This is a genomic window from Streptomyces telluris, from assembly GCF_024519335.1.
Taxonomy (GTDB): Bacteria; Actinomycetota; Actinomycetes; order Streptomycetales; family Streptomycetaceae; genus Streptomyces; species Streptomyces telluris.
Window position 1 is genome coordinate 26,587 of the sequence record NZ_JANIID010000021.1, and the last position, 19,275, is coordinate 45,861.

Below are 19,275 nucleotides of genomic sequence, written 5' to 3' on the forward strand. Positions count from 1 at the left end.
AGGCCGACGCAGCGTGTGAAAGGTGCGCGTCACCGGTGCCGTGCGCCCTCGCGCGGCACCGGTGACGCCGGGGTCACGACTTGCGGCGGGGCTTTCCGCGCTTGGCGCCGCCCTTGGCGCCGGCCGCGCCGCCCCGGGGAGCCTTGCCGCCGGACTTGCCGGTCGCGGGCTTGCGCGGCGCGCCGCCCGTACCGGGGCGCTTCTGCTTGGACTGCGCCTTGGCCTTGTCCTTGGCCTGGGACTGCGCCGCCTGGGGCAGGGGACGGCCCCGCGAGCTGTTGACCGTCCGCCCGCGGACGATGCCGATGAAGTGCTCCACCAGGTCGGTGGTCGCCTCCTGCGGCCACGACAGGGCGACGCGGGACTCGGGTGCGTCCGACAGCGGCCGGTAGGTGAGGTCCTTGCGGTGGTGCAGGCGGGCGAGCGACTGCGGTACGACCAGCACGCCCACGCCGGCCGCCACCAGCTCGATGGCATCCGCCGTCGTGGCGGGACGCTCGATCGCGGGCTGCCCGGGCAGCGTCTCCCAGCCGAGGACGTCGTCGAGCGGATGCAGCACGATCTCGTCCGCCAGGTCCGCCGGGGAGACCTCGTCGACCGCCGCCGCCACGTGGTCCTTCGGGATCACGACCACGGTCGTCTCGGTGTAGAGGGGGATCGCGCTGAGGTCCTGCCGGTCCACCGGCAGCCGTACGAAGCCCGCGTCGGCGTCGCCGCGGCGCAGCGCCTCGCACGCTTCGGCGGCGGGCACCGCCACGAGCGTCAGTGGGACTTCGGGCAGCCGCTCGTTCCAGATCCGCACCCACTTCGTGGGTGTCACTCCAGGGACATACGCGAGCCGGAACGAAGGGGAATCTTCCGAGCCTGTCACCCCGCCAGGTTACCGGTCGTGGTCAGAGGTAGCTCACATGCTCGATACCCTTGACAGCATGACGTCGCACAAGACCACCCAGACCATGAAGCCCGCGACCGCGGCGAAGAAGCTGGGTGTGTACCTCCAGGCCACCCCCGCCGAGTTCCAGGAGGGTGTCGTCTCGCGCAGCGAGCTCAACGCACTGCAGGCCGATCCGCCCCAGTGGCTGCAGGACCTGCGCCGCAACGGCCCGCACCCCCGTCCCGTGGTGGCGGCGAAGCTCGGCGTCTCGATCGCCGGCCTGGCCCGCGGCGGGGTCACCGAGCCCCTCACGACGGAGCAGATCGACGCGCTGAAGGACGAGCAGCCCGAGTGGCTGCAGCGCGAGCGCGCCACCCAGGCCGAGGTCCGCAAGGAGGCGGCGCGCATCAAGGAGAAGAACGCGGCGCGCGACGGCCAGGACGACGCCCCGCAGGCCTGACCCCTCCGTGACCTTGGTCACCCGCTCCCGGTGAACCGCCAGCGGGTCTGGCCGTAGGGCTCCCCCTTGCCGAAGCCGAAGGCCGTGCGGGGGGCCACCGCGAAGACCAGGGCCTCGCCGGCGCCGTGGACGAACACGCCGTTCGCCACGTCGAAGTGCCACTCCGTGCCGTACTTCTCCTCCCACGCGCCGGCGAGCCGCCGCAGCCGCCGCTCCTCGCTCACCCGCACGGCCTCCCCCTCGACGACCAGGTCACAGCCCTCCCGGAGGGTGTTGCAGCCGGTCGTGAGGGCGACGTGCGGGTTGCTTCGCAGGTTCTTCGCCTTGCGCTCCTCCGCCCCGGTGCAGAAGTGCAGCGCGCCGTCCTCCCATACGCCGATCAGGGGAGTGACGTGCGGGCGCCCGTCGGGGCGTACGGTCGTCAGCCAGTAGACCTCCGCACGGGCCAGTGCGGTGACGGCGTCGCTCCAGTCCGCCGCCGTCGCTTGCGCGCTGCTGTAGCGCTCGTCCAGGGTGGCGAGGGGTTCCGTTCCGGGCATGGGCGTCTCCTCCTGGAGCCGATCGTGCCCTTCCGGAGAGGCCCCTGCATCCGGTCGGGCCGGCCGGCCGCAGCCTGGCCGCGGGCCGGTCGACCGCAGCCTGGCCGCCGCCCGGCCGCGGAGGAGATCAGCGGCGCAGGTCGCGGGAGAGGTCGATCAGCTCGGTCGCCAAAGTGGTCACGACCTGCTCGCGGAACTCGTCGGGAGTCAGCTTCACCGGGGTGTCGGGGCCGGCGTGCCCGGTGATGACGCCCGACGGGGCCTCGGCCTTCGCGGCCTGCTTCTCGGATATGCCGTCGAGGGAGTGCGCCACGGCTCCGGACACCGCGCTCTGCATCGACTTGGCCACGCTGAGGTCGTCGACGCAGAACCCCACGTAGGCCGCGATCACCTTGCCCGAGTCGTCCACCACGCGGATTCCCTTGGCGATGGCGTTCCCCCCGCTCACCGTCAGCGTCGGAACACCGTCCTCCGACTGCGTCAGCGAGAGCGTGCCGCGCTCCACCGCCGGATTGCCCATGGCGTCACTCGAGCCGCCGGGCACCTCTGCCGCACTGTGGTCCGCCATGATGCTTCCCCTCTCCGGAGTGCCGGGACGCGCTCTCCCCGCCTACCCCCGCAGCCGGGCACCGATACGCCAGGCGTAGAACCGTTCGGTGGGGCTACGCGTACCGATATGACTACTTCTCACCTCATCGATCCCGAAGGACCGAGGGCCGGTGTACGGCCCGTTCCCGAGGTCCAGCAGGCCCACCGCCGGCTCGACCGGAAGGCGGCGGGGCCGGTCCGGCAGACCCAGTACACGCGCGGCGCCCTGACCGCCTACCTCTGGGCCCTGGGCCGGGGGCAGGTCTCACCCGTCACCGGCGGCCGCTCGGACGGGGCCCCGGACCTGGCGGCCCTGACGGCCGAAGCGGACGCCGCGCAAGCGCAGTTGGAGGACTTCACGCAGCGGACAGTGCCCAGGGACTACGTCCACGGAGTGCTCGACGCCCTGGCCTGGGTGTGCGGCCACAGCGACACCCGGCCCTGAACCGGAGCCGGGCGGCCCTCTCACCGGCCGGCAGGCACCGGCTCACCGGGAGACGGAAGACGCCCCGGCCCGGAACGTCTGGCGGTAGGCCGTCGGCGACACCCCCGTCTCGGCGGCCAGGTGCTGGCGCAGGGAGGCCGCGGTGCCGAAGCCCGCTTCCGCGGCCACGCGGTCCACGGTCAGGTCGGTGGTCTCCAGGAGCCGGCGCGCGTGCCGCAGGCGCTGCTGCTGCAGCCACTGCCCCGGTGGCATGCCCACCTCGTCGCGGAAGCGCCGGCAGAAGGTGCGGACGCTCATGCGCGCGTGCGCGGCCAGTTCGGCCAGGGTGAGGGGGCGGTGGAGCTGCTCGACGGCCCATGCGCGGGTCGCCGCCGTGGTGGCGTCCGCCGGCTCCGGAACCGGGCGTTCGATGTACTGCGCCTGGCCGCCTTCGCGCCACGGCGGGACGACGCACAGCCTCGCCACCCGGTTGGCGATGTCGCTGCCGTGGTCCTCCCTCAGGAGGTGCAGGCACGCGTCGATGCCGGCGGCGACCCCGGCCGCGGTGAGCACCCTGCCCTCGTCGACGAACAGCACGTTCGCGTCGACCTTGACCCTGGGGAACGCCCGCTGGAAGTGGTCGGCTTCGTTCCAGTGCGTGGTCGCGGGGCGGCCGTCGAGCAGGCCCGCGGCCGCCAGGACATACGAGGCCGTGCAGATCGACACGATGCGGGCGCCCGGCGGCACGAGGGCGAACGCCGCGGCCACCTCGTCGGGGAACCAGTCCCTCTCCTCCGTAGGACCGCAGGTGAACGGGGGAATCACCACGGTGTCCGCCGTCCGCAGCGCGTCGGCACCGTGCTCCACGGCGATCGCGAAGTCCGCGCTCGTCCTGACGGGGCCGCCGTCGACGCTGCAGGTGACGACCTCGTACAGCGGCTCGCCCGCGGGACCGGCCGCGGTGCCGAAGATGCGGACCGGAATGCTCAGCTCGAAGGGATAGACCCCTTCCAGCGCCAGGACGACGACACGATGCATGGCAAGATTCTTACAGGTAATGGCAGTCTTGCCACTCGTTGCACCCCTGCCACCTGCGGAAATCTTGGTCCCACGAGGACGGCACGCGAAGTGGCCGGCCGCCACCCCGCGGGAGATGCGATGACCAAGACCATGCGTGCGATCGGCCAGGAAGCCTTCGGCGGCCCGGAGACCCTCCGGCTCGTCGAGGCGGAGCGCCCGGAGCCCGGCCCTGCCGAGGTCCTCGTGCGCGTGCACGCCGCCGGGGTCAACCCCACCGACTCCTGGCACCGGGCCACGGGCGGGCTCGCGGGCGGCGCCGCACCGGTCCGGCTGGGCTGGGACGTCTCGGGGGTCGTCGAGGCCACCGGCCCGGGCGTGACCGTGTTCCGGCCGGGCGACGAGGTGTTCGGGCTGCCCCGCCATCCGCTCCCCGCGGGCACGTACGCGGAGTACGTGACGTCGCCCGCCCGGCACCTGGTCCGCAAGCCGGCCGGCCTCTCCCACGTGGAGGCCGCGGCCCTGCCGCTGGCGGGGCTGACCGCGTGGCAGGCGCTGGTGGACGTCGCCGGCGTCCGTCCCGGGCAGCGCGTCCTCGTCCACGCCGCGGCCGGTGGCGTCGGCCACCTCGCCGTCCAGATCGCCAAGTCCCGCGGCGCGCACGTCATCGGCACCGCCCGCGCGGCCAAGCACGACCTGCTCCGCGAGCTGGGCGCCGACGAACTCGTCGACTACACGCGGGCCGACTTCGCCGCGGAGGTCTCCGGCGTCGACGTGGTCGTCGACACCATCGGCGGCGACTACGGCCCGCGCTCGCTGCGGACGCTGCGCCCCGGCGGCATCGTCGTCTCCCTCGCCTCCCCCGCCGAGGCCGCGCTCGCGCAGGAAGCGGCCCCGCTCGGGCTCCGCGCCGCCTTCATGATCGTGGAGGCCGACCGGGCGGGCATGCAGGAGATCGCGGCACTGGCCGGCACCGGCCGGCTGCGCCCGCTGATCCACACGGCACTGCCCCTCGAACGCGCCGCCGAGGCACACGGGATCGGCGACGGCGGCCGCACCACGGGAAAGATCGTCCTGACCGTCGCCGCGTGACGGAGGCCTCCCCGCCCCCGGCTCCCCTCGCGGCCACGCCTCCGCGATCATGAACCCGAAGACCTCCCGAGGAGTTGAGCGATGACCACCTTCGTACTCGTACCCGGCGCCTGGCACGGCGCGTGGACCTTCGAGCCCCTCGCCCGCAGCCTGCGCCGGGAAGGCCACGAGGCCTACCCCCTCACCCTGACCGGAGTCGGCAGCCGCAAGCACCTGCTCAACGCCTCGGTCAACCTGGACACCCACATACAGGACGTCGTCGGCCACGTGGAGGACGAGCAGCTCACCGATGTGATCCTGGTCGGACACAGCTACGGCGGCATGGTCATCACGGGCGCGGCCGACCGGCTCCCGGACACGGTGGCGGGCCTGGTCTACGTCGACGCCGTCGTGCCGAGGGACGGGGACTCCAGCTGGTCGCTGGTCACCGACAACGAGCGCGAGTGGTACCTCGGCGGCGTCGGCGAGAACGGCTACACGAGCGCACCCTTGCCCTTCTTCGACCCCCGCGCCACCCCGCACCCGCTGGCGTCCCTGATGCAGGCGATCAAGCTGGACGGCGGGCTCGAACGCTTCCGGAGCAAGGACTACGTGTACGCCACCGGCTGGCCCGGCAGCTCCCCGTTCACGCCGGTGTACGAGCAGCTGCAGCGCGACCCCGCGTGGCGGGTGCACGCCGTGGACTCCGGGCACAACGTGATGCAGGGCGCCCCCGACGAACTCCTGAAGATCCTCCTGGCGGCCGCGGACCACGCCCGCGCGTGAGCGTCCGGGCCGGTCGGCCCGGCCGGGGAGGGCCGCTCGGCCGCTGCCGCGCCCGCCCGGCGGAGGGACCATGGAAGGGATCCTGGCGACGACGGAGCCGGGCCGTTCCGGAAAGGAGATTCCGGTGACAGCACCCCTCGCCCTGGACGACGCCCGCGTGGCCGAGCTGGTGGGAGACGCCGCAGCCGCTCCGTCCATGCACAATGCGCAACCGTGGCGCTTCCGCTACGCGCGGGAGAGCGGCGTCTTCCGGCTGTACGCCGACTTCGAGCGGACCCTGCCCCACTCGGATCCCGGGAACCGGGCGCTGCACCTCGGCTGCGGCGCCGCACTGTTCAACCTCCGCGTCGCCCTCGCGAGCGCGGGCCTGCACCCGGACGTCACCCTCCTGCCCGACCCCTCCGACCCCGCGCTGCTGGCGACCGTACAAACGGGCCCGCCCGGCGCCCGGGACGCCGGCCTCGCGCGACTGCACCCCGCGGTCCGCGAGCGGCACACCAGCCGGTACCCGTTCGCGGAGACCGACATCCCCGAGGACCTGTGCGCCGCCCTGGCGGAGGCCGCCGACACCGAAGGCGCCGTCCTGGCGTTCCCCGGCTCCTGGCACCTGCGCTGGATCGAGGAGCTCGCCGAGGAGGCCGAGGCCCGCAACCTCACCGACGACGGCAGCAAGGAGGACCTGGCCCGCTGGACCAGGACCGGCGCCGCCGAGGCGGACACGGCCTCCGACGGCGTCCCGGAATACGCCTTCGGCCCGCGCAAGCACGGCGGCCGGGCCCCGATGCGCGACTACTCCGGCGGCGAGGCGCCCGGCGGCCTCGGCTCGGTGCCCTTCGAGAGCAACCCCCACCTCGCCCTGCTCAGCACGCCGGGCGACCTTCCGCGGGACTGGCTGACCGCCGGCCAGGCCATGGAGCGCGTCCTGCTCCTGGCCACGCTCGAGGGCCTGGCCACGTCGTTCTCCACCCAGGCCCTCGAATGGCCCGACCTGCGGTGGCCCCTGCGCAACCCCGTCACCGGCACGGGCCACGTACAGATGATCCTGCGCCTGGGCTACGGCCCGCAGGGCACGACCACGCCCCGGCGCCCCGTCCGCGACATCCTGGTCATCGAGGCGTAGCGGGGCGGCCGGGGGCCCGGGCCGGGGGCGGGAGGGGACGGGGCTCCAACGCCGGTGATCCGCGCCCCGCTCGTCACGCCGGAACGAGTAGGCGCGTGCGCACCGCCTCCGGGCGGCCGCCCACCCGCTGTCCGAGTTGCTCGCGCACCCGCGGCCACTCCTCGTCGAGGATCGAGTAGAAGGCCGTGCCCCGGACCACGCCGTCGAGGCCCCGCGTGTGGGCGCGGTGGACGCCGTCGAGCACCGCGCCGAGGCGTTCGATCGCGGCGCGCGAGCGCAGGTTGCGGGCGTCCGCACGCAGGGACACGCGGTGCACGCCCCAGGTCTCGAAGGCGTGCCGCAGCATCAGCAGCTTGGCCTCGGTGTTGATGCCCGTGCCCTGGGCGCGCGCGGACAGCCAGGTGCCGCCTATCTCCACGGCGTCGGGCACGGCGAGGTGCGCGGGGCCCAGCGGGCCGCGCGGCCCCGGCGGCCAGGGCACCGGGCCCTGCCAGTAGTCCATCTCGCAGAAGCGCGTCGAGCCCACGACCCGCCCGTCCGCGGTCCTCACCGTGGCGAAGGGCAGCGCGCGGCCCGCTTCCAGGGCCTCCAGCGCGTCCGCGACGTAGCGGGCCGTCGCCTCCACCCCGGCGGGTACGGGTGTGAAGGCGTAGCTGCCCCGGTCCTCGGCGGCGGCCGCGGCCAGGGCCTCGACGTGGTGTTCTGCGAGCGGCTCGAGCCGGACGGCGTGGCCGCGGAGGGTGACAGGTACGGGCACGGGCTTCGGATCCTTGAGCGAAGGGGGGTGGGGAAGAACCCGGAACCGGCGCGGCGGGCGATGAACGTCACCGTCGCGCGCGGGACATGAGGTCAGTGTGTGGCCCGGACGGCGCCGACAGGGCGGCGGAAACATGAACGGAAAGTGACGTCCGGATAAAGGCGGGGTGCGCCGCGGGGCCCGCGCCCCGGGAGCCCCCGGCCCGCCTGCATGTACCCGCCATGTACGCTGCCCGCCATGCGATTTTCGGCGAGTGCCCTCCTCTTCGACAGCGATGAAACGCTGGTCTCCTCCCTGCGGTCGGTCCAGCGCGTCTGGAGCAGCTGGGTCGAGTCGTACGGCATGACGCTGGAGGAGGCCATGGCGCGCGTCGAGGTGCACGGGCGGCCGGCGGCCGAGATCGCCGCCGCTCTCCTGCCCGCCGGTGAGGTCGCCGAAGGGCTCCGGCGCCTGGCCGACGCAGAGGTGGCCGACGCGCTCGCCGGTGGCGTGGTGCCCGTGCCCGGCGCCGCCGGACTGCTGGCCTCGCTGCCCGCGGACCGCTGGGCCGTGGTGACGTCCAGCAGCCGGCGCGTGGCCGAGACCCGGCTCAACCAGGTGGGCATCCACCCGAAGTTCCTCGTCACGTCGGACGACGACCTCACCCACTACAAGCCCCACCCGGAGCCCTTCCTCCTGGCGGCGGAGCGGCTCGGTGTCGACCCGTCCCGGTGCGTCGTCGTCGAGGACGCACCCGCCGGCCTGGCCGCCGGGCGGGCGGCCGGCATGGCGACCATCGCCTTGACGACGACGCACCGCCCGGACGAACTCGACGCGGACGTCACGGTCGCCGACCTGACCGCCGTGTCCGCCCGGGTCGACGAAGCCGGGGAGCTGGAGATCGTCGTCGGCTGAGCGGGCCGCCTTGCGGCCCGCCCGCCTTGTCTCCCTTACGAGACCGTCAGCTCCGCGATGCCCGTACGGGACGTGGCGGCGGCGTCGCCGCGGACCACCACCCGTACGTACCGCGCGGTTTCCGCCCCGCCACCGGCGGCGAGGTTCCGCCACTGGCGCCCGTCCGCGGACAGCTGGACGTCGTACGAGGCCGGTGCCGGGCCGTTCCAGGCGGGGGTGACCTTGGTGACGCGTACGGGCTTGCCGAGGTCGGCGGTGAGGGTGCCGGACGGCCCGTCCGGGACCCAGGCCGTGGCGGTGTTGCCGTCGACAGCGGCGGCCGCGTACAGGCCGGGCTCCTCGGAGGAGGCGGTGACCGCGGTGCAGCGGGCCAGGTTGTTGGTCGGGACGAGGTCGGGGCGGCGGGTCTTGAGGACGGCCGGGGCGGCCTTGCTGAGGACCTGTTCGCCCTGCGGGGTGTCGAGGGTCATGGGCGCGCCGTCGGTGAGCCGCACGGTGGTGTCGTGGGCGCCGAGTTCGATGTCGTACGTGCGTCCCTGCCAGTGCAGACCGCGCAGGGTGACGCCGCGGCCGAGCTGCGGGGGCAGCATCGGGTCGAGGCGGAGCCGGTCCTCGCGCATGCGCATGCCGGTCAGGCCGTTGGTGAACGTCTGCAGGAAGCCGCCCTTGCCGGTGAGGAAGTCGTGCGCGGGCGAGCCGGCCAGCGGGTCCTCGGCGCCCGCCTTGGCGCCGCGCGCCTCGGAGAACTGGGCGAAGGGGCCGCGGACGAAGGGCCTGATGGAGCGCTGCAGGTAGGTGTACGTGGAGCAGCCCGGTTCGCCCGTGCCGGCGGCGGCGATGGCGTGGACCGAGTCCGTCATGGCGGGGCCGTCGGGGTCGGTCCGCTGGGCGTAGTAGTCGAGGGTGCTCGCCGCGGCGCCCTCGGGCATCGGCCACTCCAGGGGGTACATCAGCAGCACGGTGTCGGCCTGCTTGATCTTGCTGCCCGGGTAACCGTCGTACTGCTGGAAGACCTTGCGCTGCGCGTCGTAGGGGATCCGGATGCGGTCGGCGATCGTCTTCCACTCCTCCGGCGCGTGCTCGCCGAGCAGCTGGGCGGCGCGCGCGGCGTTGCGCAGGGCGGTCACGGCTCCGGCGTTGGTGAAGACCGCGTCGTCGACGCCGTTGCTGTACTCGTCGGGGCCGGCGGTGTCCTTGATGGAGTAGCTGCCGTCCGTGTTGCGGTGGACCCTTCCGGCCCAGAACTCGGCGATGCCCTTCATCACCGGCCAGCCGCGCTCGCGCAGCCAGGCGGTGTCGCCGGTTGCGAGGTAGTACTGCCAGGTGGCGAGGGAGATGTCGGACTGGAGGTGGATCTGGGTGCGGCAGTGCGGCGGGTCCACGCTGTGGCACTCCTGGGCCAGGTCGCCCTTGCTGCCGCTGTTCCAGGGGTAGAAGAGTCCCTGGTAGCCGAGTTTGCGGGCGTTCTCACGCGCGCCGGGGAGGGTCCGGTACCGGTATTCGACGACGGTCCTGGCCAGTTCGGGCGAGGTGGCCAGCAGGGCCGGGTACATCCAGGTCTCGGCGTCCCAGAACACCAGGCCCGCGTAGTTGTCGCTGGTCAGCCCGGCGGGGGCGATGCTGTTGGCGGCGCCCTCCCGGGTGCTGGACAGCAGCCCGTACCGCGCGGAGCGCACCCACGCCTGCAGGTCGCGCCGGCCGGGCACCTCGATGTCGGAGCGCCACAGCCGGGCCCAGGCGGCGCTGTGGGCGCGCGCCAGGCCGTCCCATCCGCGCCGGGCGGCGCGCTGCGAGGCGTTCGTGGCGTCCTGGCGGGGCGAGCGCGAGGTCAGCGCGGTGTCGACGCCCACGTACTTGGTGACTTCGTACGCCTGCCCCTTGCGGACGGGGAAGGTGAGGGACTGCTGTGCGCTCAGGTCCTCGGCGGCGTCCGCCTGCCGGATCTTCGCCGGGCGCACGCCGTGCCCGGCGCGCAAGGTGGAGGCGACCGCGCCGTCGGTGTCCGTGCCGTCGGTGCGGAAGGCGACGTCCATGGTCCGGCCGTTCCGGTCGGCCTGGTCGCCCCGGCCGGCCCCCGCGGTCCGGTCGCCGCCGCCGGTCTGCCGGATCCGGCGGGCGCCGTGTCCGTCGATCCGGTCGGTCACGGTGGCCTCGCCGCTCCAGCGCGGCGTCATGCGCAGCCGCACGGCGCCCGCGTGGGGGTCGTTGCGGTCGGCCAGCACCTCGTAGACCAGGTCGGTCTTCCGTCCGTCGGCGGCGGTCCAGGTCAGGGCCGTCCGGACGATGCCGCAGTGCAGGAGGAGGGTCTGGCGGTAGCCGGAGATACGGGCCTTGTTCGTCGAAGAGTTGAAGGTATCGCCGTGTTCGCCGCCGGTGCCGACGTTGAGCGTGGTCCATGTGGGCAGGGCCGCGACGGCCTGCCGGTCGTCGGCGGTCTGCTTGTTGTGCGCGTAGAGACCGGAGACGAAAGAGCCGTCGTAGCTCGGCGTGAAGAGCGGCCAGCCGGTCTTGGCGCTGCTGTCGGTGTAACCGGACCCGTTGGGCGCCACGCGCTGGCCCAGGTAGCCGTTGCCCACGTAGGCGTGGTGGGTGTCACCGGGGTCGATGCCGGTGGACTCGAGGGTCCAGCCGTCGTCCGTACGGCAGTTGCCGGAGGGCGGGGAGACGGAGGCGGGGGGACGGTCGGCGATGGGGGGCGGTGGCGCCGGGGCGGCGGCCGCGGGCGCTGCCGAGGCGACGAGCGCGCTTGCGAGCAGCAGTACGGACAGGCGGACGGGACGCGGCCGGGCGCCGGGAGAGTACGTCATTGTGCTCCGTCGTTTTGATCTCCTGCGAGAGTCCCGCGACCATAATTTTGTGAACGGTAAACGTCAATACCTTCAGTAACTTGTACGAGTCTTGAAGGCGTTACCGATCCCGCTCAACGTACATCGCCGGGGAGTTGCGCGCGCGGCGGCGGCCGCGTCCGGGGACTCCGCCTCTCGTCCGCCTCTCCTCCGGCTTCCCTCCGCCTTCCTCCGGCTCTGTCGCCGGACGCGCGGGGCGTGGTAGTCATGAAGATGACTAGTCATCTTCATGACTACCACCGTGACGACCACCGTCCGAGGGGATGCCCATGACCACCGCAGACCGCTTCCGCGCCGCCGTCGACAACCGCGACCTCGCGGCGCTCGACGACCTGTTCACCGAGGACGTCCGCCTCTACAGCCCCGTGAAGTTCACGCCGTTCGAGGGCAAGTCGGACGTGCTGGGTCTCTTCGGGGTCCTCCTGCGCACCTTCGAGGACTTCCGCTACATCGGTAACCACACGGGCACCGCACAGACCAGCGGCGACGGCACCCCCGCCCCGTCGGCGGTCCTGCTGTTCCGTGCGACGGCGGGCGGCAAGGAGATCCACGGCATCGACCTGCTGCACTTCGGCGACGACGGGCGGATCAAGGAGTTCACGGTCATGGTCCGCCCTCAGTCCGCCGTCCACGCCCTCGGCGAAGCGGTGCTCTCCGGACTGGTCGCGGACGGGCTCGTACCGGCACCGGCACCGGCATCGGCATCGGCCGACCGGTAGCCACGCAGACCTGGAGCCGGGGGCGTCAGCTGCACTGCCAAGTGAACATGGCACGGTCGAAACGGCGGGCGGCCAGGTCCTCGGGGCGTATGAGCCAGTACAGGGCACCGCAGTCGCCCCACATCATCCCGGCGTCGTCGTCCGAGTCGATCTGGGCGAGCAGCGTCCAGCGCAACGCCTCCTCTCTGATGCGGGGGTCGTCGTTCGGCGGGTTGCCCAGGGCGCCGCGGGCGACCTCGGACTCCACGTCGTCCTGCACGGGGTCGGCGTGGCCGCCGACGAGGTGTCCCGCACCCGGGACGTCCCACAGGGCCTCCTGGAAGTCCTCGTCCCACAGCGGGTGGTCGTCGGGCATCGGCGCGAACTCCCGGTAGACCACCGGGTGCCAGGGATAGGGGGCCGTCGCCTCCACGCGTGCCGCCAGCCGGACCTCGGCATAGGGCCGGATTCCCGCGGGGGCCGGGCGCTCGGCGAGGGGGACGCCCGCCGGGACGTACAGCACCCGCGCTCCCGCCCAGGTGTCGGGCTCGTCGGGCGCGACCCACGCACTGCCGTCGTCCAGCTGCCCGTCGAAGTAGAAGAAGAACAGCGTGCCGTCCTCCGGCAGGGCGATGTCGAGGGCCGCGGAGGGGAGCGCGGCGCAGTCGAGGGAGGCGATGAAGGTGAGGGGGCCGTGCCCCTCCCATACGGGCCACTCCTCGTTCTCGGGGAGCTCCGGCAGCCCGCCGAGCCGGCCCACGACCACGTCCGTCCCCTCGCGCGCCCCCTCGTCCGCGGCCTTGGTCAGCCCCAGGCCCGGCCGCAGCAGGCCGATCCACCGCTCGGCGATGTCGGCGGGCAGGTGTTCACGGGCGACCGCGTGCAGGGCGTCGGTGGCGGTGGTGTGCTGTGTCATGGGGCGATCATGCATGGGACCACTGACAACGGGCACGGCGGGCCGAAGGACATCAGCCCTCCCCCACCACCGGATACGGCACGTATGTGCGCCGGGCGGGGTCGACGGCCGGGCGGCCGCCCGCCGACCGCCCGGCCGTTCAGCCCCGGTCGTACACGTGGAACCCCCTGCCGGTCTTGCGGCCGAGGAGGCCCGCCTGGACCATCCGCTGCAGCAGCGGCGGCGGTGCGTACAGGGGCTCCTTGAACTCCTCGTAGAGGGATTCCGCGATGGAGGCGACGGTGTCCAGGCCGATGAGGTCGGCGAGCTTGAGCGGGCCCATCGGGTGGGCGCAGCCCAGCTCCATGCCGGCGTCCACGTCGGCGGCGGTGGCGAACCCCGATTCGGCCATGCGGACGGCCGAGAGGAGGTACGGGACGAGCAGCGCGTTGACGACGAAGCCGGCCCGGTCCTGCGAGCGGACGACCGTCTTGCCCAGGGCGGCGGCGAAGTCCTCGACGGCGGTGAGGGTCTCCGGCGCGGTGTGCAGGGAGGCGACCACCTCCACCAGGGGAAGGACGGGCACGGGGTTGAAGAAGTGCAGGCCCACGACGCGGTCGGCGCGCCGGGTGGCCATGCCGAGGCGCATGACGGGGAGGGAGGAGGTGTTGGTGGCGAGGATCGCCTCAGGGTCCTCGACGATCTTGTCCAGGGCGGCGAAGACATCGGCCTTCAGGTCCGGGTTCTCGACCACGGCCTCGATGACGAGGTGGCGGTCGGCCAGGTCGTCGAGGCTGCCGGTGAAGGCGAGGCGGGCCAGGGCGTCCTCGGCGGAGGCCCGGTCCAGCTTGCCCCTCTCGACGGCGCGGGCGAGGGACGCCGTGACGCGCTCGCGTGCGGCGCGCGCGGCGGTCGCGTCCGCCTCGCAGACCACGGTGCCGAACCCGGCGCGGGCGCAGACCTCGGCGATGCCGGCGCCCATCTGACCGCCGCCGACCACGCCGATGCGTCGCGGGGATGCGCTCACGGCTGCGTTCACGGCTGCGTTCACGGCTGCACCTCCCGCTGACGGGCCGGGTGCCGGACGAGGTGGCGGGCGTAGGCGTCGGCGGTGAAGAACGCCGGCAGTTCCTTGGCCAGGGCGGTGCGTTCGAAGATCTCGCGGGCCTGCGCGGCGCGTGCGTGCGGCAGCTCCGCGGCCAGGGCCGCGGTCTCCGCGTCGAGGTGGGCGAGGACTGTGGCGCGGTCGACGGCGCCGTGGCGCATCCACTGCCATATCTGGCAGCGGGCGATCTCGGCGGTGGCGGCGTCCTCCATCAGCCCGTGGAGCGCGACGGCTCCGCTGCCGCGCAGCCAGGCGTCGAAGTACCGCAGGGCGACGGCGATGTTCGTGCGGACTCCGTCGTCCGTCGGCGGGCCGCTGATGCGGCGGACGGCGAGCAGGTCGGCGGCGCTGACGTCGACGTCGTCGCGGGTGCGGTCGATCTGGTGCGGCCGGCCGTCCAGGACCGCGCCGAAGGCGTCGCGGCAGACGGGGACGAGGCCGGGGTGGGCGACCCAGGAGCCGTCGAAGCCGTCCTCGGCCTCGCGCTCCTTGTCCAGCCGCACCTTGGCGAGCGCCGCCGCGTTCGCCTCCTCGTCCCGGCCCGGTACGTGCGCGGCCATCCCGCCGATCGCGTGCGCGCCGCGCCGGTGGCAGGTGCGCACCAGCAGCTCGGTGTAGGCGCGCAGGAAGGGGGCCGTCATGGTGACCTGGGCCCGGTCGGGGAGGACGAAGTCGGGGCGGTGCGCGAAGTTCTTGATGACGCTGAAGAGGTAGTCCCAGCGGCCCGCGTTGAGCCCGGCACTGTGCTCGCGCAGCTCGTGAAGAATCTCCTCCATCTCGAAGGCCGCGGTGATCGTCTCGATGAGGACGGTCGCGCGGACCGTGCCGCGCGGGATGCCCAGCAGTTCCTGGGCGAGGACGAACACGTCGTTCCACAGGCGGGCTTCGTAGCGGTTCTCGAGCTTGGGCAGGTAGAAGTAGGGCCCGTGTCCGGCGTCGGTCTGCCGCTGCGCGCAGTGGAAGAAGTACAGGCCGAAGTCCACGAGGGCGGCGGGGGCGGGGCGGCCGCCCACGGTGAGGTGCTCCTCGGTGAGGTGCCAGCCCCGCGGGCGGACCATGATGGTCGCGAGCCGGTCGCCGAGCGCGTACCGCTTGCCCCCGGGCGTGGTGAAGTCGATGCGCCGCTCGACGGCGTCGAGCAGGTTCAGCTGGCCGGTGATGACGTTGTCCCAGGTGGGCGAGGTGGCGTCCTCGAAGTCGGCCATCCACACCTGAGCGCCGGAGTTGAGGGCGTTGACGGTCATGCGCCGCTCGGGCGGTCCGGTGATCTCCACCCGGCGGTCGGTCAGGCCCGGTGCGGGCGGCGCGACGCGCCAGACGGGGTCGGTGCGGACGGCGGAGGTGACGAGGGGGAAGTCCAGGGCCGCGCCGGAGGCGAGGAGCAGGGCGCGGCGGCGGCGCTCCCGGAGCAGTTCGGTGCGCCGCTCGGCGAAGGCGGTGACGAGGCGGCCGGTGAAGTCCAGCGCCTCAGGGGTGAGGATCTCGTCGTGGCGGTGCCCGGGCGGGCCGAGGACCTCGACGCGGGCGGTCAGTTGGTTGATGGGCATGCGGGGTCTCCATCGGCGGAGCGGTGGGGGCGGGCCGGGGCGGGTGCTCCTAGTGGAACTGCTCCTCCTCGGTGGAGCCGGTCAGCGCGGTGGTGGAGGAGGCGGGGTTGACGGCGGTCGAGACCAGGTCGAAGTAGCCGGTGCCGACCTCGCGCTGGTGCCTGACCGCGGTGAAGCCGTCGGCCTGGGCCGCGAACTCGCGCTCCTGCAGGTCGACGTAGGCGGTCATGCCGTGCTCCGCGTAGCCGCGGGCCAGGTCGAACATGCCGTGGTTGAGGGAGTGGAAGCCGGCGAGGGTGATGAACTGGAAGCGGTAGCCCATCGCCCCGAGCTCGCGCTGGAACTTGGCGATCCGGTCGTCGTCCAGGGCCGCCTTCCAGTTGAACGAGGGCGAGCAGTTGTAGGCCAGCATCTTGCCGGGGAAGCGGGCGTGGAGCGCCTCGGCGAACTCGCGGGCCTGGGCCAGGTCCGGGGTGCCGGTCTCGACCCAGATGAGGTCGGCGTAGGGGGCGTAGGCCAGACCGCGGGCGATCACGGGCGCCATGCCGTTCTCGACCCGGTAGAAGCCCTCCGCCGTGCGCTCGCCGGTGCAGAACCGTGCGTCGAGCTCGTCGACGTCGCTGGTGAGGAGGGTCGCGGCGAGGGCGTCGGTGCGGGCCACGATCAGGGTGGGGACGTCGGCGATGTCGGCGGCGAGGCGGGCGGCGTTGAGGGTGCGGATGTGCTGGGCGGTGGGGACGAGGACCTTGCCGCCGAGGTGGCCGCACTTCTTCTCGGAGGCGAGCTGGTCCTCGTAGTGGATGCCGGCCGCGCCGGCCGCGATCATCGCCTTGGTGAGCTCGAAGGCGTTGAGGGGGCCGCCGAAGCCGGCCTCGGCGTCGGCGACGACCGGCGCGAGCCAGTCGACGGCCGTGTCGGTGCCCTCGGCGGTGGCGATCTGGTCGGCGCGCAGCAGGGCGTTGTTGATGCGCCGCACGACCTGCGGCACCGAGTTGGCGGGGTAGAGGCTCTGGTCGGGGTAGGTGTGCCCGGCCTGGTTGGCGTCGGCGGCGACCTGCCAGCCGGACAGGTAGATCGCCTGCAGCCCGGCCCGCACCATCTGCACGGCCTGGCCGCCCGTGAGGGCGCCGAGCGCGTGGATGTAGTCGCGCTCGTGGAGCTGCCGCCACAGGCGCTCGGCGCCGCGGCGGGCCAGCGTGTGCTCCTCGCGGACGCTGCCGGAGAGCTGGACGACGTCCTCCGCGCTGTAGGTGCGCTCGATGCCCTTCCAGCGGGGGGCCGTGGCCCACCGCCGCGCCAGTGCTTCCGCCGCCGTCTGTGCCTGTGCCTGTGCCTGCGCCATGTTCGTCTCCCGGGTGTCGTGTTCCGGACCGTGTCCTGGGCCGTGTCCTGGGCCGGACGCGATCGAAGTTCTGTCAATCCTGCGAAGGGAAGCCGCTCTCCCTGTGATGTCATGGCCCGCCGTGCCGCGGCCGGGTACGCAAAGGCTCTGTCCGCCCTGGGTTCTGCGGGGTCCCGGCCCGATTCCGGCTGTGTTCCGTTGGGCCGCACCACGACTCTGGCAGTGGCACTGCGTGCCATCAAGCGTGGCCTTCTGCCAAGTGTTGCGAATCTTCTCCGCACGTTCCGCCAAGTCTGCGAAGGTTCAATTCCCCTTCGGAAGATTCCCCTTCGGGAGTTTCCCCCTTCGGAACGCGGACACAGGAGTCGACGGTGAGCAAGACGTATGCGGGAGCCCGGCTGCGCAGGCTGCGCGAGGAGCGGCGGCTCAGCCAGGCCGAGTTCGCCCGCGTCCTGGCCATATCCCCGAGCTACCTGAACCAGATGGAGCACGACTCCCGGCCGCTGACCGTCCCCGTCCTGCTGCGCCTGACCGAGGCGTTCGGCGTCGACCCCGCCTTCTTCTCCGGGACCGGCACCACCCGCGTCCTCGCCGACCTGCGGGAAGCGCTCGCCGACGAGATCGCCGGCGCCCGGGTCTCCCCGTCGGACCTGTCCGAACTCGCCTCGCGCCTGCCCGCGGTCGCCGCCGTCCTCCTCGACCTGGGCCGCCGCAACCAGGCCCTGACCGAGCGCCTGGCGGAGGCCGCGGACGGCCGGGACGGGAGCGGCGGCGCCGGCCCGGCCGCGCCCCGCTCCCCCCACGAGGAGATCAGGGAGTTCTTCTACCGCCGCCAGAACTACCTCCACGGCCTGGACGTCGCCGCCGAGGAGCTGGCCGCCGGCCTCGGCATCCGCCCCGGCGGCGTGCTCCCGGCCCTGACCGAGCGCCTCACGCGGCGGCACGCCGTACAGCTCGCCGCGGACTCCGACCGCCTGCACCACTACGACCCGGCGCGCCGGACCCTGCACCTGTCCGGCCGGCTCCGCCCCGGCCAGCGGGCCTTCCGGATGGCCACGCAGCTGGCCCTCCTGGAGTTCGCCGACGAGTTGTCCGCGCTCGCCTCGGAGGACTACGACAAGGGCTCCGCCACCTGGTCGCTCGCACGGATCGGCATCGCCAACTACGTGGCCGCCGCGCTGATCCTGCCGTACGGCGCCTTCCTCGCGACGGCCGAGGAGCTGCGCTACGACATCGAACGGCTCACCGACCACTTCGGCGTCGGCTACGAGACCGTCTGCCACCGGCTCAGCACGCTCCAGCGGCCGCGGCTGCGGGGCGTGCCCTTCTCGTTCGTCCGCGTCGACCGCGCCGGGAACATGTCCAAGCGCCAGTCCGCGACCGGATTCCACTTCTCCCGCGCGGGCGGCACCTGCCCGCTGTGGAACGTCTACGAGGCCTTCGCCGCGCCCGGTCGCATCCACGTGCAGATCGCCGCCATGCCGGACGGGCAGCGCTACCTGTGGACCGCCCGCACCGTCACCCGCCAGCGCGGCGGCTGGGGCGAGCCCGGCAAGACCTTCGCCATCGGGCTCGGCTGCGAGATCCGGCACGCCTCCCGGCTCGTCTACTCCGACGGCCTCGACCTGGCCAACGCCTCCGCCGCCACGCCCATCGGCATGGGCTGCCGCATCTGCGAACGCCTCGACTGCCCGCAGCGGGCGGTGCCCCCGCTCGGCCGCCCCCTGGCGATCGACGAGAACAGCAGCACGTTCGTGCCGTACCCGGTGGCGGACGGGTGACGGGGTAGGGGAAGCGGCCGAAGTGACCGGGCCGCGGAAGTGACCGGGCCGCGGAAGTGACCGGGCCGGGGAAGTGATCAGGCCGGGGAAGTGATCACGTCGGGGGAAGTGATCACACCACGGTCTTCGGCCAGCCAAGCTCGGCATCATCCCGGGCATCGGCGGCGCGCAGCGCCTGACCCGCGCGGTCGGGAAGGCCAAGGCGATGGAACTGTGCCTGACCGGCCGCACCATGGACGCCGGCGAGGCCGAGCGCGCCGGCCTCGTGTCGAGGATCGTGCCCGCCGGGAAGCTCCTCTCCGAGGCGCCGGCGGTCGCCGGAACCGTGGCAGGCATGTCGGCTCCCGTCGCCACGATGGCCGAGGAGGCCGTCGACCGCGCCTTCGAGACCACGCTCGCCGAGGGCGTCCGCTTCGAACGCCGGCTGTTCCACACGGCCTTCGCGACCGCGGACCAGAAGGAGGGTATGGCCGCCTTCGTGGAGAAGCGTCCGCCGGAGTTCACCAACAGGTAGGCGTAAGCATTCGCGCT

The 19,275-nt window shown here is 73.2% G+C and carries 18 protein-coding genes and 1 pseudogene; 9 read left to right on the forward strand and 10 right to left on the reverse strand.

Annotation, left to right across the window (positions count from 1 at the left end; genetic code table 11):
- Positions 1-73 precede the first annotated feature (73 nt).
- Positions 74-871 (reverse strand): LysR family substrate-binding domain-containing protein, encoded by a 798-nt coding sequence (locus NQU55_RS21975; protein ID WP_168091795.1) that lies wholly within the window; start codon positions 869-871, stop codon positions 74-76.
- A 58-nt stretch (positions 872-929) separates the two neighbouring features.
- Here NQU55_RS21975 and NQU55_RS21980 point away from each other — a divergent pair, with 58 nt between their 5' ends.
- Positions 930-1,334, forward strand: a complete 405-nt coding sequence (locus NQU55_RS21980) for a DUF5997 family protein (protein WP_168091796.1) — start codon at positions 930-932, stop codon at positions 1,332-1,334.
- Positions 1,335-1,351: 17 nt separating this feature from the next.
- On the opposite strand, the gene NQU55_RS21985 is transcribed toward NQU55_RS21980, so the two are convergent.
- On the reverse strand, positions 1,352-1,873 hold the full coding sequence (locus tag NQU55_RS21985) for a pyridoxamine 5'-phosphate oxidase family protein (RefSeq protein ID WP_168091797.1): 522 nt from the start codon (positions 1,871-1,873) through the stop codon (positions 1,352-1,354).
- Between the two features lie 127 nt (positions 1,874-2,000).
- Positions 2,001-2,441, reverse strand: a complete 441-nt coding sequence (locus NQU55_RS21990; protein WP_256790986.1) for a hypothetical protein — start codon at positions 2,439-2,441, stop codon at positions 2,001-2,003.
- A gap of 108 nt (positions 2,442-2,549) precedes the next feature.
- Between NQU55_RS21990 and NQU55_RS21995 the strand changes: the two genes are divergently transcribed.
- Positions 2,550-2,906 carry a hypothetical protein gene (locus NQU55_RS21995; protein ID WP_168093738.1) on the forward strand — a complete coding sequence of 119 codons (357 nt, stop codon included), beginning with the start codon at positions 2,550-2,552 and terminating at the stop codon, positions 2,904-2,906.
- 42 nt (positions 2,907-2,948) lie between these two features.
- Here the strand turns inward: NQU55_RS21995 and NQU55_RS22000 are convergent, their stop codons facing one another.
- Positions 2,949-3,923, reverse strand: a complete 975-nt coding sequence (locus NQU55_RS22000) for a GlxA family transcriptional regulator (protein WP_168093737.1) — start codon at positions 3,921-3,923, stop codon at positions 2,949-2,951.
- Between the two features lie 120 nt (positions 3,924-4,043).
- Here NQU55_RS22000 and NQU55_RS22005 point away from each other — a divergent pair, with 120 nt between their 5' ends.
- The 3 genes from NQU55_RS22005 (at position 4,044) to NQU55_RS22015 (ending at position 6,879) form a co-directional block, all read left to right on the forward strand.
- Entirely contained in the window at positions 4,044-4,994 is a 951-nt protein-coding gene (locus NQU55_RS22005) for an NADP-dependent oxidoreductase (RefSeq protein WP_240976484.1), read from the forward strand.
- 81 nt (positions 4,995-5,075) lie between these two features.
- The gene (locus tag NQU55_RS22010; protein ID WP_168093736.1) at positions 5,076-5,759 is read left to right on the forward strand and encodes an alpha/beta fold hydrolase; all 684 of its coding nucleotides are present in this window, start codon (positions 5,076-5,078) and stop codon (positions 5,757-5,759) included.
- A 124-nt stretch (positions 5,760-5,883) separates the two neighbouring features.
- Positions 5,884-6,879, forward strand: a complete 996-nt coding sequence (locus tag NQU55_RS22015) for an Acg family FMN-binding oxidoreductase (protein WP_375790159.1) — start codon at positions 5,884-5,886, stop codon at positions 6,877-6,879.
- 73 nt (positions 6,880-6,952) lie between these two features.
- Here the strand turns inward: NQU55_RS22015 and NQU55_RS22020 are convergent, their stop codons facing one another.
- Positions 6,953-7,636 (reverse strand): GNAT family N-acetyltransferase, encoded by a 684-nt coding sequence (locus NQU55_RS22020; RefSeq protein WP_256790987.1) that lies wholly within the window; start codon positions 7,634-7,636, stop codon positions 6,953-6,955.
- Positions 7,637-7,873: 237 nt separating this feature from the next.
- Here NQU55_RS22020 and NQU55_RS22025 point away from each other — a divergent pair, with 237 nt between their 5' ends.
- Positions 7,874-8,530, forward strand: a complete 657-nt coding sequence (locus NQU55_RS22025; protein WP_168093734.1) for an HAD-IA family hydrolase — start codon at positions 7,874-7,876, stop codon at positions 8,528-8,530.
- A 35-nt stretch (positions 8,531-8,565) separates the two neighbouring features.
- Here the strand turns inward: NQU55_RS22025 and NQU55_RS22030 are convergent, their stop codons facing one another.
- Positions 8,566-11,337 carry a discoidin domain-containing protein gene (locus tag NQU55_RS22030; protein WP_168093733.1) on the reverse strand — a complete coding sequence of 924 codons (2,772 nt, stop codon included), beginning with the start codon at positions 11,335-11,337 and terminating at the stop codon, positions 8,566-8,568.
- 308 nt (positions 11,338-11,645) lie between these two features.
- Between NQU55_RS22030 and NQU55_RS22035 the strand changes: the two genes are divergently transcribed.
- On the forward strand, positions 11,646-12,095 hold the full coding sequence (locus tag NQU55_RS22035; protein WP_168093732.1) for a nuclear transport factor 2 family protein: 450 nt from the start codon (positions 11,646-11,648) through the stop codon (positions 12,093-12,095).
- Between the two features lie 25 nt (positions 12,096-12,120).
- On the opposite strand, the gene NQU55_RS22040 is transcribed toward NQU55_RS22035, so the two are convergent.
- The 4 genes from NQU55_RS22040 to aceA form a co-directional block, all read right to left on the reverse strand.
- Complete coding sequence (locus tag NQU55_RS22040) at positions 12,121-12,990, reverse strand: YwqG family protein (RefSeq protein WP_168093731.1); 870 nt, start codon at positions 12,988-12,990, stop codon at positions 12,121-12,123.
- Positions 12,991-13,129: 139 nt separating this feature from the next.
- A complete protein-coding gene (locus tag NQU55_RS22045; RefSeq protein WP_168093740.1) occupies positions 13,130-13,996 on the reverse strand; it encodes a 3-hydroxybutyryl-CoA dehydrogenase in 867 nt (288 codons plus the stop codon).
- A gap of 20 nt (positions 13,997-14,016) precedes the next feature.
- A complete protein-coding gene (gene aceB / locus NQU55_RS22050; protein WP_168093730.1) occupies positions 14,017-15,621 on the reverse strand; it encodes a malate synthase A in 1,605 nt (534 codons plus the stop codon).
- Positions 15,622-15,670: 49 nt separating this feature from the next.
- On the reverse strand, positions 15,671-16,963 hold the full coding sequence (gene aceA, locus NQU55_RS22055; RefSeq protein ID WP_256790988.1) for an isocitrate lyase: 1,293 nt from the start codon (positions 16,961-16,963) through the stop codon (positions 15,671-15,673).
- A gap of 371 nt (positions 16,964-17,334) precedes the next feature.
- On the opposite strand from aceA, the gene NQU55_RS22060 reads away from it, so the two are divergent.
- Positions 17,335-18,744, forward strand: coding sequence for a short-chain fatty acyl-CoA regulator family protein (locus NQU55_RS22060; protein WP_168095264.1), 1,410 nt, complete (start codon positions 17,335-17,337; stop codon positions 18,742-18,744).
- A gap of 133 nt (positions 18,745-18,877) precedes the next feature.
- Positions 18,878-19,258 (forward strand): annotated as a pseudogene (locus tag NQU55_RS22065) (enoyl-CoA hydratase-related protein); the annotation flags it as partial.
- Between the last annotated feature and the right edge of the window lie 17 nt (positions 19,259-19,275).